The 12826-nt window shown below is 37.4% G+C and carries 10 protein-coding genes; 8 read left to right on the top strand and 2 right to left on the bottom strand.

Annotated features, from left to right (window positions below; all coding sequences use genetic code 11):
- Nucleotides 1-11 precede the first annotated feature (11 nt).
- The 3 genes from IPO27_04440 to IPO27_04430 are packed head-to-tail and all read left to right on the top strand — an operon-like array spanning nucleotide 12 to nucleotide 3027.
- The gene (locus IPO27_04440; protein ID MBK8845847.1) at nucleotides 12-953 is read left to right on the top strand and encodes a T9SS type A sorting domain-containing protein; all 942 of its coding nucleotides are present in this window, start codon (nucleotides 12-14) and stop codon (nucleotides 951-953) included.
- Between the two features lie 17 nt (nucleotides 954-970).
- On the top strand, nucleotides 971-2074 hold the full coding sequence (locus IPO27_04435; protein ID MBK8845846.1) for a T9SS type A sorting domain-containing protein: 1104 nt from the start codon (nucleotides 971-973) through the stop codon (nucleotides 2072-2074).
- Nucleotides 2074-3027, top strand: coding sequence for a T9SS type A sorting domain-containing protein (locus IPO27_04430; GenBank protein MBK8845845.1), 954 nt, complete (start codon nucleotides 2074-2076; stop codon nucleotides 3025-3027). The genes IPO27_04435 and IPO27_04430 overlap by 1 nt, the downstream gene beginning before the upstream one ends.
- 271 nt (nucleotides 3028-3298) lie before the next feature.
- On the opposite strand, the gene IPO27_04425 is transcribed toward IPO27_04430, so the two are convergent.
- Together IPO27_04425 and IPO27_04420 are read right to left on the bottom strand one after the other, a co-directional pair.
- Nucleotides 3299-4729 carry an L-serine ammonia-lyase gene (locus tag IPO27_04425; protein MBK8845844.1) on the bottom strand — a complete coding sequence of 477 codons (1431 nt, stop codon included), beginning with the start codon at nucleotides 4727-4729 and terminating at the stop codon, nucleotides 3299-3301.
- Between the two features lie 127 nt (nucleotides 4730-4856).
- Nucleotides 4857-5870, bottom strand: coding sequence for a T9SS type A sorting domain-containing protein (locus IPO27_04420; protein ID MBK8845843.1), 1014 nt, complete (start codon nucleotides 5868-5870; stop codon nucleotides 4857-4859).
- 144 nt (nucleotides 5871-6014) lie between these two features.
- Here IPO27_04420 and IPO27_04415 point away from each other — a divergent pair, with 144 nt between their 5' ends.
- From IPO27_04415 to IPO27_04395, 5 genes are read left to right on the top strand one after another with little or no spacing between them, the layout of a single operon-like run.
- Complete coding sequence (locus tag IPO27_04415; protein MBK8845842.1) at nucleotides 6015-6638, top strand: TetR/AcrR family transcriptional regulator; 624 nt, start codon at nucleotides 6015-6017, stop codon at nucleotides 6636-6638.
- 29 nt (nucleotides 6639-6667) lie between these two features.
- Complete coding sequence (locus IPO27_04410) at nucleotides 6668-8056, top strand: TolC family protein (protein ID MBK8845841.1); 1389 nt, start codon at nucleotides 6668-6670, stop codon at nucleotides 8054-8056.
- Nucleotides 8057-8088: 32 nt separating this feature from the next.
- Nucleotides 8089-8559 (top strand): biotin/lipoyl-binding protein, encoded by a 471-nt coding sequence (locus IPO27_04405; protein MBK8845840.1) that lies wholly within the window; start codon nucleotides 8089-8091, stop codon nucleotides 8557-8559.
- A gap of 10 nt (nucleotides 8560-8569) precedes the next feature.
- Nucleotides 8570-9208 carry an efflux RND transporter periplasmic adaptor subunit gene (locus IPO27_04400; protein ID MBK8845839.1) on the top strand — a complete coding sequence of 213 codons (639 nt, stop codon included), beginning with the start codon at nucleotides 8570-8572 and terminating at the stop codon, nucleotides 9206-9208.
- Between the two features lie 54 nt (nucleotides 9209-9262).
- The gene (locus IPO27_04395) at nucleotides 9263-12694 is read left to right on the top strand and encodes an efflux RND transporter permease subunit (GenBank protein MBK8845838.1); all 3432 of its coding nucleotides are present in this window, start codon (nucleotides 9263-9265) and stop codon (nucleotides 12692-12694) included.
- Nucleotides 12695-12826: the final 132 nt, after the last annotated feature.

Genomic DNA, 12826 nt, shown 5'->3' with positions numbered 1-12826 from the left:
TCAATTTACTAATGAAACTTTTTTTGACTATTTGGCTTGCCGGCCTTGCCTATTTTGGAATCAATGCCCAAAATTTAGTGTTTAACGGAGGATTTGAAGACACTGTGGATTGCAATACATGGATACAAAATCCTTGGCCAAATTTACCAAGTAAAAGCTGGTATCAATCAATAGCGTCACCTGATTATTTTAGTATGATTTATACAAGTTTCTGCGGAGTGAATAATTTACCCAATAATTTTTTAGGATATCAATTACCAAAAACTGGAGTTGCATGTGCTGGTTACTCACCTACATTGTATCCTGTTATTAAAGACTACAAAGAAGCAATTACTGGTAAATTAATAGACACATTGAAAAGCAACCATATTTATTTGGTTTCTGTTTTCATTAATGCCGCAAACGAAAGTAAAATCAGAGCTAATTGTATAGACATTTATTTTTCAGAAGATAGTTTGCATACTGATAGTTTTTATTTATTTAATATTATACCTCAGTTAACAAGTAATAATTTGCCCCCTTTTGTGGATACGTTAGGATGGACAAACATAAAGTACTTTTATAAAGCAGTAGGTTATGAGAAATGGATAACAATTGGTTGCCTTAATAAAGACAGTTCTATTAAGTTAGATAGTAATATCTTGGGCAGCCAGATTGGAGCTTATTATTTTCTAGACGATGTCAGCGTAATAGACTGCACCGCCACCGCGCTTTCGGATATAGAAGAAATAAAACTTAATGTATGGTATGATGCTACAAATAACAAACTTGTAATTAGCACCAATGAGCAAATAGAAAATTATACTCTAATAGATATGCTTGGCAAAACAACCTTGCAAGGCAAACTACTAAACAGTGAAATAAGTGCAGCAGCTTTGTCACGGGGGGTGTATATGTTGGTTGTGGAGGATAAGCGTTATAGGAGGAGGGTATTTAAGGTGGGGGTTTATTGATTATAAAAATAAATACAATGTTTAATCATATAAATACAAGTGCAGTTGGTGGCAGCGCCATCCGCTTCTTTAACTCACAACAAATAAACACCGTACACTGCAACCAAATGGATACCTGCCGCATTGGTGTGCGCTTTGATGCAAGTAATATTGGCGACCAGGGCAGTGCAGCAGCAGCACAGGAGAATACGTGGTACTTTCCTACAGGTTATTTTGCTTTTAGTAAAGATCTATCGAGTGCTTTTCCAACATGGTTTTACAGACCAGGCCCTATAGCATTGCCTTACCAATCTACTGCAATTCAAATGAGTCCCACAGGTTTTGTAACACCAAATACTGGAACAATTACCAATGATTGCGAAGTGCCCTGTCCTGGGTGTCCTAATGAAAGAATGGCGGCATTTGTATCAGATGCAGCAGAATTTTCAAACCTATCCTTTGAAGAAAAAATAAATGGTAAAATAGATATTTTTAATCAGCTTAGTAGTGATAGCACTTTAATGTATGCAGGCATATCAAGCGATTTGATCCTACAAAATTTTTATGATAGCATGTATTATTTTTCAAACGCTGGCTTATTACAAATGGTAAATGAATTTGTAATGGACTCTTTAGTGCAAGGTGCAGTAATGGTAAATGATATTATTATTCCTGAAAATAATGTTGAGAATAATTTTAAGAATTTTAATGAAGTATATTTACAAACATGGGCTGTAGATAATTTTACAACTAGTGCTTCACATCAATCAATATTAGAAAATATAGCCTATCAAAATCCTTTAAATGGTGGAGAAGCTGTTTATTCAGCGCGCGTATTATTAGGTCTTGATTTTGTTGATTTTACATCAAATGTAAATAGATTAAATAATAATATAGAATCCGAAATGCCTTTATCAATTGTTTACCCTAACCCAACAAATGATTATATTTATTTAAATCCTTCCTTATCTGGAGCTTTTAATTTGGAAATATATGATAGCAAGGGTACTTTACTTATTCGAAAGGAAATAACCGATAATAGGCATATACAAGTTAGCGAATTATCGGATGGAATATATTTTGTGAAAATTATTTTGCAAAATCAAGCTTACAGTTATAGCTCATTCATTGTTAAGCACTAATGATACGATCATTTACAATAATGGTATTTTTATTATTCAGTAAAAATATCTTATCTCAAAATTTAATATCGAATCCAGGATTTGAAGACACATTAGATTGTTGGACTTGGTGGAATAATGGGAATTTACCTGCATTACCGTGTATTGGATGGTATGAATCAATAGGTACAGCCGATTTTTGGAGTTTATCCTATACTCAAGGTTGTGGCACAGCACCTTTTCCCAATAATCCGACTTTTGGGTATCAAAAACCAAGAAATGGTGACTGTTGTGTAGGCTTTGGATTTCTCATTTTTCCTAATGGCAATGATAGAGAATGTATAACTTCAAAATTAGTCGATTCTTGTAAATACGGAAGAAATTATCAAGTGTCATTTTATGTAAATGCCGCCAATAATGCTAAAATAGTAATTGATAAAATCGGTGCCTATTTTTCAAAGGATAGTCTTAATCCTGATAGTAATTATATGTTTAAAATATTGCCTCAAATCGAGAATCAAAGTGGAAATATTCTATTGGATACAGCAAATTGGATGCAAGTAAAAGGAAGTTTTATTGCAAAAGGAGGCGAACAATTTATTACTATTGGTTGTTTTAGACCTGATAGCAACTTAACAATAGATAGTACAAATAATTGGTCACAGCCTTTAGGGTACTACTTCCTAGACGACATCTCCGTTATAGACTGCACTGCCTCCAGCATTAATGAGGTAGCTGCATTAGAGATTCAATTATTAAACAATGCAGCAACGCATACACTCACCGTTACATGCGAGGGTATAAGTGCTTATAACATCATCACAATGGATGGCAAAACCATACTAAGCCAACATACCAACGTGCCACAACCCAAAATAGAAATAGACATAGGCACCCTTGCGCGTGGTATATACATAGTGCAAGTAGCAGATAAAAGAAAACGGGTGGGGTATAAGAAGTTTGGGAAGTATTAAGGGTTTAAGGGTTTAAGGGTTTAAAAGTTTAAAAGTCAAGGGTTCAAAAGTTTTATAGAGTTTAAGTGGCGTCTTTGCTGAATTAATTTATTGATAGATTTGGGGTCTGTCTAAATTTTAATTGCCTCTTTTATTACAAAAGGATTTTTTTCAATTCAATTTAAATGGATGTGGCATTATAAACGCAGAATTAGCATTGTCCCCAATTCAAAATTGCAATTGCTAGCGTATCACTTCTACAACGATGCAGGCGAAGAAATAAAGTTGTAAGCTAGCATTCGCTCAGGCTTAATGGAATATTAGTAGCCAAACCACCATCAGCTGTTTCTTTATACTTACTGTTCATGTCTAAGGCTGTTTCCCACATTGTTTTTATTACGGCATCAAGCGATACTTTAGCCGAATCCGGGTCGCCTTGAAGAGCAAGTTGCGAAGCGGTTATTGCTTTTATAGCGCCCATGCTGTTTCGTTCTATGCAGGGTATTTGTACCAAACCTGCAATGGGATCGCAGGTCATACCCAGGTGATGTTCCATCGCAATTTCGGCAGCTTGCATCACCTGACGTATACTACCACCGTGACACTCGGTAAGTGCACCGGCAGCCATAGCGCTAGATACACCAATTTCCGCCTGACACCCGCCCATGGCGGCCGATATGGTGGAGCCTTTTTTAAATAAACTACCAATTTCGGATGCTGTAAGCAAAAAGCGAATCATCTTTTCATCGGTATTGCCACCGGCAAATAGTTTATAATACATCATTACCGAAGGTATAACCCCTGCTGCACCGTTGGTTGGGGCAGTTACCACACGGCCAAATGATGCATTCTCTTCATTAACTGATAGCGCAAAACAACTTACCCAGTTCAATATAGTTTGAAATAGTGGTGGTGTGTTTTTTATTTGTTGTTCCCAAGTTTCAAGATTATGGTAGGTGCTACCATGCAGCAACTTGGCATTTATACTTGCCGCCCTGCGTGTAACATGCAGTCCACCGGGCAGTTGCCCTGTGGTATGACATCCGCGATACATACATTCGCGCATAGTTTGCCATAGGCGTAGCACACCATCCTTTGTTTCGGCAGGCTTGCGCCATGCCTTTTCATTTTCCAACACCAGGTTACTTATACTCTTACCTGCACGCATGCAACATTGCAGTAAGTCATCGGCATCATTTATTTCAAATTTTACCCGTTGTGTATTTTTTGTTTGATTAACCTCGCCTTCCTTAACTACAAATCCTCCGCCTATTGAATAGAAAACCGATGCATGTTGGTTGCCATTATTAAAGGTGGCTTTTATTTTCATTGCATTGGGATGATAAGGCAATGACTCGGTTCGCAAAAAAATCAAATCAACATTATAGTCAAATGGTATTTCCGTTTGCTGGTTTAGCAAAATTCGTTTATCAGATTTTATTTTTTCGAAAACCGGAATAACCTGCGCAGTATCAAACGTTACCGGGTCGGCACCTGTTAGCCCAAGTAGTACTGCTATATCAGAGCCATGCCCTTTGCCAGTTTTCGCAAGCGAACCATATAAAGTTATCTCTATTTGTTTCACTAACGCCAAATCAGACAGCCCCATTATTTCATTTACAAATTGCTGGGCGGCTCGCCATGGCCCAAGTGTATGCGAACTGCTTGGTCCAATTCCAATTTTAAAAATATCAAATACGCTTATTGCTTCGTGGCTTTTCATAAACTTAAGTAAGGTGGTAAAAGTAATTATTAGAAAGTAATAGAAGCGCGCGGCTCTAAATTGAATTCATAAAAACAAAAAACCCGATACTTATTGGTACCGAGTTTCATTTTGATTGGCTCTACAATTATTTTACCAGAATTTTTGTGCGAAGTAACGATTCACCTTGATGAATCTGCAAGGTATAAATACCTGCAGAAAGTGCGCTTAAGTCAATTGTCTTGCTATTCGTAGCAGAAGTACTTATGGCAGTTTTACCGGCAGCATCAATTACAGCAACGGTGCTGTTTGTTTTCATATTTTGAAACAAAACTATATTTTCTAATTGAACAAAGAAGTGATTGATATCTTTTATTTCATCAAGTGATGAATTGCCGGTTGATTTTAAACTATAAGCTTCAAGCAAAATACCGCTATCAAGAATCATATCAGAAGCATCGGCCACCACTAATTTCAAATGATAAGTAGTGCCTGGAGTAATGGCATGAGAAGCGGTAAGTTTAGTAGTTAAGCCATCAAAAATAAATGTTGAATCATTGTAATTGTCAATATAAAAGGCGCAATTGAAACAAGGGCCATTACTTAGTCCAGCGGCATTGCCATTATTCACATTATTGATAGCTACCGGAAGGTTGATTCCGGGGATTAAGGCAATGTTATCTGCACCGTTTATCCCTGGACCAGATATAAATAAGGCAAAAGCATCATTAAATGATGAACCCACAAATTCGTTGTATTCTTCGCTTAGAAATAAATACCGGAATTCTGCAATAGTGCCCGAAGCAACAAAATCAAACTCAAGAACCGATGCATCAAACGTGGGCGTGCCGGTCAATACAGATAAATCAGCATCTCCAACGGCACTGCCATATCCACTTGCCATGCTTGATGCAGGCAGATTAATAGTGGAGTCAATAAACCCTGATGATAACATAAGTCCGTTTTGAATAGGCAAATTAGTAGCACCCGAAAACAAGGCAATACTACCTGGGCCACCGGTGTGGGCTACATTGCTAATGGTGATTCCGTTGCCAACAAAAGTTTGCACCATTTGAGGTAAAGGGGTATTGGTGTCAACAATAATTTGTGCTTGACTTGCCAATGCAAGTAAGCCAAAGAAGAATGTCATGGTTTTTTTCATTTGTTTTTGATTATAATTATAACGTAGTGCAAAGTAAATATATATTTGAACTAAAAGGTCAACCTAAGGGGAAAATGTGAAAAAATACAAAATAAACTTTGCATGCTTATAAAGTTTCCATAGTTTTGTGCCCTGATTTTGAAAATGAACGTACATCCTGCACACCTAAAAATTATTGATACAGCACGATCCATGATGTATCAGCATGGTATTAAGAGAATAACCATGGATGATATTGCCCGACATGCTGGTATTAGTAAAAAGACAATTTATGAGACCTTTGATGATAAGAACGAACTGGTACTAGCTTTACTTCACGATGAAATGAGTAAAAATCAGCAGCAAATAAATTCGTTTGTTACAAGCAGCAAGAATGCCATTGAAGAAATTGTAGCTACCATGAATTATATGTCAAACGAATTTGGTGTTATCAATCCGGTTATGTTTTATGACTTGATAAAATATCATCATCAGGCATGGAACGAGTTCAATAATTTTATGGAGGAGTGTGTAAACAGTATGATTGAGCTAAATCTGAAGCGAGGTATGAAAGAAGGATATTACCGTAGTGATTTGAAAATAAAAATACTTAGCAGGTTACGCTTACTCCAAATTGAAATGATAATTAATGGAAGAAGTTTTCCGGTTCATAAATACAATTTTATTGATGTACACATTGAACTTATGAAACACTTTCTGTTTGGGATTGCCACATTAAAAGGTCACAAGTTGATTAATAAGTTGCTTGATGTAAACGAAACCGAATAATTAAAACTAGATTAACATACACTAATAATATGAAGTTTAAATTTGTCTTATTGCTCCTGCAATTGGCCTGTATACATAAAATGGCCGCTCAGGACAGTTCCCAAACTTATAGTTTCAGTGCAGAGCAAGCAGTGGCATTTGCCATGCAGAATAGCGTTAATGTTCAAAACGCTCTGCTTGATATTGATATTGCAAAAAAGAAAATTTCTGAATTAACCGGGATAGGATTACCTCAAATAACGGCTCAGGGCGATTTGAAGTATTATGCCAAAGCACCTATTGTGTTGTTTCCAAACTTTGGTAAGGTGGTGTATGATATATTAGCTGCCGAACAACTGCTCAGCAATGCACCGCCCGACTTGCCAGGTTCAGTGCCGGCCACTTTTTTTACCAAATATGTTGCTACTGGCAGCATAAGCGCCTCTCAGCTAATATTTGATGGCACATACATTATAGGCCTCAAGGCTTCGCATAAGTATAAGGAACTTACTGCAAAAACTGCTGAACAAGTTAAAATTGAAACTTCTGCCACCATCAGAAAATCGTATTACAATGTTTTAGTAAGTCGCGAGCGTGCAAAAATTTTAGTTAGTAATATCAATCGCTTGCAAAAACTATTTTCCGAAACCGAAGCGATGTATAAAGAAGGATTTGTAGAGGAAATTGATAAAAAGCGATTAGAGGTTTCACTTAATAATCTTAAGACTGAAAAAGAGAATATTGATCGGATGCTTTTGCTTGGCGAGTATGTATTGAAATTTCAAATGGGCATGGATGTGAATGATTCCATTATACTTACCGATGAATTAACCGATGATGATTTGTCTAATTACAGCAGTTCGTTGCAAAATGTAAATGTGAATAATCGCATCGAGTATCAGGTGCTATTAACCACACGCGAATTGCAAAAGCTAAACGTGAAACGCAATCAGTACGCTTATTTACCAAACATCGTGGCTTATGGCTCGTGGCAGGGACAAGCATTGCGAAATGAGTTTGATATATTTGATACAAAGCAAAAATGGTATCCAACAGGAATTATTGGAGGCAGTATCAATTTGCCCATTTTTGATGGGTTTCAAAAACGTGCAAGAATTTCGCAAGAAAAACTTACCCTTAAAAAACTGGATAACGGAATTAAACAATTTGAAAATGCCTCGGGTTTAGAAAACATGACAGCGAAAATAAATCTTCAAAATGCGTTAGCCTCGTTAGAAACACAAAAGAAAAACAAGGAGCTTGCAGAGGAGGTTTTGAATGTAACGCGCATTAAATATAATGAAGGTGTTGGCAGTAATATTGAAGTTGTAAATGCTGAAGCAGCTGTACAAGAAGCTAGCAGCAACTATTTTAATGCATTGTACAATGCCATTGTGTCTAAAATTGATTTAGATAAATCGATAGGAGCTATAAAATAACATTTATTAAAAAAAAGTAAACATCACTATATATGAAATACTCAATCACTAAATTATCCATTGTTGTATTAACCCTGGTAATGGTGGGCTGTGGATCGACCTCCACAGATAAAAAAGCTGAGCTGGACAAGTTAATAAAAGAGCAAGCTGCATTAAATGATAAAATTAATACCCTGCGCAAAGAATTAGCAGGCAAGGATGCAAGCACAAAAACCAGAAAAGTAGAGGTTGCTGACCTAACGCAAAAACCATTCGTACATTATATAGATGTGCAGGCTAAGGTGGATGGCGATCAAAATGTAAATGTAGCGCCTCAAATGCCTGGAACCATTAAGTCAATTTTGGTACGCGAAGGGCAAGCAGTAACCAAAGGACAAATATTAGCTACCCTTGATGATGCAGTTGTATTGCAAGGCATTAATGAATTGCAAACCCAACTTGATTTTGCAACTACAGTGTTTAAGAAACAAGATAACCTTTGGGAAGCAAAAAATAGGAAGTGAGATACAATACATGAGCGCAAAAAATAATAAGGATGCGCTTGAAAGAAAGATGGCCACACTTAGAGAGCAATGGCGAATGGCACAAATACAATCACCTATCAATGGCTCGGTTGATTTAGTGAGCATTAAAGAAGGACAGGCCATTGCACCCGGTATGCCTTGCATTAATGTGGTAAACTTAACTGGATTGAAAATTAAAGGGGAACTTGCCGAAGCAAATATTTCGAAAGTGAAGGTTGGCGATGAAATAATTTTAACTTTTCCTGATGCGAATGCTACCATTACTGCCAAGGCCACTTTCGTATCAAAAATCATTAATCCATTATCCCGCACATTTACTATAGAGGCACGCTTGGAGTCGAACACCGAAGGCCTTCGTCCGGGCATGGTTGCCATTATGAAGGTAGCGGACTATAACAATAAAACAGCCATTACAATACCTATCAATACACTTCAATCAGATGCCAACGGCAACTATGTAGTTATTGCAAATACTACTGGCGATAAAGTGAAAGCAGCAAAGAGCATGGTAGAAACGGGAAGCACCTATCAAGGTATGGTAGAAGTAAAAAACGGACTCAAAGAGGGTGATAAATTAATAGTTAAAGGATTTCAAGGATTGAACGAAGGGGATGCAATTGAATTTTAATAACAATTCTCAACACCAAATATTACCCTATCCTCTTACATAAAATAAAAAAGTATGATTGATAAATTTAAAGAGTTCAAAATTTCGAGTTGGGCTATCGATAACAGAACAAGTGTTTATGTTTTGACAGTAATCATCACCTTGTTTGGAATTTTTTCTTATCAGGCATTGCCTAAAGAGCAATTTCCGGACATCGTAATACCAACCATTTTTGTTACTACATTCTATAATGGCACCTCACCGCTCGATATGGAGAACCTGGTTTCGAAACCTCTTGAGAAGCAGTTAAAGGGAATTTCGGGAGTAAATAAAATGACAAGCAATTCGTTGCAGGATTTTAGCAATGTAGTGGTTGAGTTTAGAACCGATGTAAGTGTAAGCGATGCCAAGCAAAAGGTGAAAGATGCCATAGATAAAGCCAAGCGCGATTTGCCCAACGACCTTACCTCAGGGCCAACGGCTATCGAAGTGGACTTTAGCGAATTCCCAATGATGCAGGTCAATATAAGTGGCGACTACAGCCTCGATAAACTTGAATCTTATTCTGACAGGCTAAAGGATGAAATAGAATCGCTCAAAGAAATTACTCGTGTAGATATGGGTGGGGCGCTAAGTCGTGAAGTTCAGGTAAATGTTGATTTGTATAAAGTACAAGCTGCACAATTGTCGATTGGTGATATTGAACGTGCCATCCGTTTCGAAAACATGACCATTAGCGGAGGTCTTGCCGAAGTAAATCAAATGAAACGCTCATTGCAGATTAGTGGCGAATTTCAAAATGTTGAACAGATAAATAATATTGTTGTTAATACAATAAATGGTTCTCCTATCTATTTGAAAGATGTGGCAGAGGTAAAATTTGCAGCTAAAGAAGCAGAGAGTTTTGCCCGCTTAAACCGCAAAAGCGTAATTACCTTAAATGTAATTCGTAAAACAGGACAAAATCTAATTGATGCTTCAGATAAAATAAAAGAAGTAATTGAGCGGCTTCAAAAGGAAGAATTTCCTAAGGACCTAAATATAGTTCTAACTGGTGACCAAAGCACCAACACACGTGTTACACTTCACGACTTAATTAATACCATCATCATCGGATTTGTATTAGTGACCATTGTGCTAATGTTTTTTATGGGTGCTACCAATGCCTTGTTTGTTGCGCTAAGTGTGCCCTTAAGTATGTTCATTGCATTTATGGTTTTGCCCAGTATTGATTTTACATTAAATATGATTGTGTTGTTTTCGTTCCTGCTGGCACTTGGTATAGTGGTAGATGATGCCATTGTAGTAATAGAAAATACACACAGAATATTTGATAATGGAAAAGTACCTATAAAACAGGCAGCCAAGACCGCTGCGGGCGAAGTCTTTTACCCGGTACTATCCGGAACACTAACTACTCTTGCGCCTTTCATACCGCTTGCCTTTTGGCAAGGTCTTATTGGTAAGTTTATGTTTTACTTACCTATCACCATGATCATTTCCTTGCTTGCTTCATTGCTTGTTGCCTATATCATTAACCCCGTATTTGCAGTTGATTTCATGAAAAAGCATGACGAGCATAGTCAGTCGAAATCTAAAATCAATAAAGGCCTTCTTGTAACGGTGATTGTATTCGTTGCCTTGGCTCTCATGTTTTACGTGCCTGGTTTTGCTACCGGCAACAAAGGTGCTATCGGCATTGGCAATTTTACTATGACCATGCTACTTGTCTATATCTTCTATAAATTTATTTTAGAAGGAATGATAAAAAAATTTCAAACCAGAACCTGGCCTGGGGTACAGAATGCATATTCCAAAGTGCTTGCAGCAAGTTTGCGCAATCCGGTAAAAATATTAGTAGCAACGTTTGCTTTGTTTATTTTCTCTATTGTGTTGTTAGGCTTGCGCAGTCCAAAGGTTTTGTTTTTTCCAGAGTCAGAGCCTAACTTTATTTATGCCTATATCAATATGCCTACCGGTACCAGCACTGCGTATACAGATAGCGTTACAAAAATTGTGGAAGAGCGCATATTTAAAGTAGTAGGAGATAACAACCCCGATGTGAGCAGCATTATAGCTAATGTAGCTGTTGCTGCCGGAGACCCAAGAGAAAACGATAGAGCCACCTACTCGCACCGTTCTAAAGTTACCGTTGCTTTTGTAGAATATGCTAAACGCAAAAGCCCCCATACAAGTGACTATATAGAAAAAATTCGCACAGCAGTAAAAGGAATTGCCGGTGCCGAAATAGCTGTTGACCGTGAGCAAGGCGGCCCACCCACCTCTAAACCTATTCAAGTAGAAATAAGTGGCGATAATTTTGAAGAGCTTGGAATAATATCTTCGGATATAAATCGCTTTCTGGATTCCTTGCAAATAAGTGGGGTTGAAGAATTACGTACCAACCTGCAAGACAATAAGCCTCAAATAACTTTTAATATAGATCGCGAACGAGCCAACCGCGAAGGAATATCGACTGCTCAAATTGGAATGGAAATTCGCAATGCAGTTTATGGTAGCGAGGCTAGTAAATTCAAAGATGGTAACGAAGATTATCCGATTATGATTCGTTACAAAGAAGAGCAACGAAATAATCTCGATGCTTTGAATAACTTGAGATTAACCTACCGCGATATGAGTATGGGTGGTATGGTTAGGCAAGTACCAATTTCATCATTTACCACCATCGATTATAATAAAACATACGATGCCATTATTCGTAAAAATCAAAAGCGAACCGTTACTCTTTCGTCCAATGTACTGGAAGGCGCCAATCCTAATGAAACGGTTGCAAGGGTGCAGGCAGCTATTGCAAATTATCCGATACCCGAAGGTATAACCATTAAGATGGGTGGCGAACTTGAACAGCAGGAAGAAACCATGAGTTTTCTTGGAAACGCAATGGGTATATCTCTGTTGCTTATTATTTTAATTTTAGTAACGCAGTTCAATTCGATAAGCAAATCGCTCATTATTCTTACCGAAATTATTTTCTCAATGATAGGCGTGTTTTTAGGTGTTGCTATTTTTAATATGGATTTTGTAATTGTTATGACCGGAATAGGAATTGTTGCCTTAGCAGGAATTGTTGTACGAAATGGAATATTAATAGTTGAGTTTACTGATTTATTACGCGAGCAAGGAATGGAATTATTTCCGGCAATAGTTGAGGCTGGTCGCACTCGTGTCACTCCTGTATTACTTACGGCTACTGCCACCATTTTAGGTTTGGTGCCTTTAGCCATAGGCTTAAATATCGACTTCGTTACACTCTTTACCGACTTTAACCCACATTTCTTTTTAGGGGGGGACAGTGTAGCATTTTGGGGGCCTTTATCCTGGACAATGATATTTGGGCTTGGGTTTGCCACCTTCCTCACCTTAATATTAGTTCCGGTAATGTACTTATTGGTTGAAGGATTTAAGCTCAGAATTAAGGCACGAAAAACAAGCCTGCCATTAATTGATACCTGTGAGTTGCATGCAGCAGTAAGAAACACTTCTTAAAAATAGTATTCATACGTGTCAGTATCTCTTGTGCCTCTTTTCTTTATTTCAAAAAAAGTCTGGCATCGAAAGGATATATATTTGGAACAGGCAAAATTTCCTGCGACAAACATCTCTGCTATATCTTAAATT

The organism is Bacteroidota bacterium, assembly GCA_016714535.1.
Taxonomy (GTDB): Bacteria; Bacteroidota; Bacteroidia; order AKYH767-A; family OLB10; genus JADKFV01.
The sequence above is the reverse complement of the archived record's forward strand: the minus strand, read 5'-3'. Positions and strand labels throughout refer to the sequence as shown.